Below are 756 nucleotides of genomic sequence, written 5' to 3'. Positions count from 1 at the left end.
AGCGCCCCGGTTCGCTCGCGCTACGTGCCCCATACTTGCTAAGGCTTCCTTCCCAACCTACCGTTGCCAGTAACGCAGTTGCCTTCGCATTGGCTTCCCACCGTTTAGGCGCCAGGGCTTCTTTCAGCCCTTCGGAAATGTTTGTATGCCATGCAAACAAAAAGCCCGGGGCAATGCCCGGGCCCTTTCATTTGGTATTATAAGGTTATCAAGTCTTTTGAAACGAGCCTATTACCGGACCAGCAGCAGTTTTTTGGTCTTAGGAGGCTGACCGGGTTCGAACAGCACCACTACGACGGCTGTATTTTGAGCACGCCATTCGGATACATTCAACATTTGTACCTGAACTCCATCCAGTCTATAACGGGCTAACTCCTGCCCCCAAAGGTTATATACGACAGCCTCGGTTCCTTCGGCCTGACGGGAAAGCACCAGAGATGCCTCATCTCTGGCTGGGTTCGGGAAAATATCAAACTGTAGCTCACTTAGTTCGCGGCTTACCTGCTCCCAGTCAACGGGTGGCAGCCTATCGCCTGTCCGAAGCGCTGCACCCCCTCCCCCATCGAGCGAATTGGGCAAAGGCAGCGCTGCCCCAACTTCCCAACTTGAGTTGCCACTCATACAGAGTGTTCTTACCCGCCACTGAATAATACTGCCGGGAGGCAGCCCTTCAAAGGTGTAAACCGTATCGCTCAATTGAGTGTTGCCCATGCCATGACCGGCAATAAGATACTGTAACTGATAAGCAACTGCACC

At 53.2% G+C, this 756-nt stretch carries 1 protein-coding gene; it reads right to left on the bottom strand.

Annotation, left to right across the window (positions count from 1 at the left end):
• Nucleotides 1-231: 231 nt before the first annotated feature.
• The coding region (locus IX84_RS33465; protein WP_044224065.1) for a hypothetical protein at nucleotides 232-756 on the bottom strand (525 nt) is incomplete at its 5' end.

The organism is Phaeodactylibacter xiamenensis, assembly GCF_000759025.1.
In the GTDB taxonomy this organism is placed as follows: Bacteria; Bacteroidota; Bacteroidia; order Chitinophagales; family Saprospiraceae; genus Phaeodactylibacter; species Phaeodactylibacter xiamenensis.
Note: the sequence above shows the minus strand (reverse complement) of the source record. Positions and strands in the feature narration are given on the sequence as shown.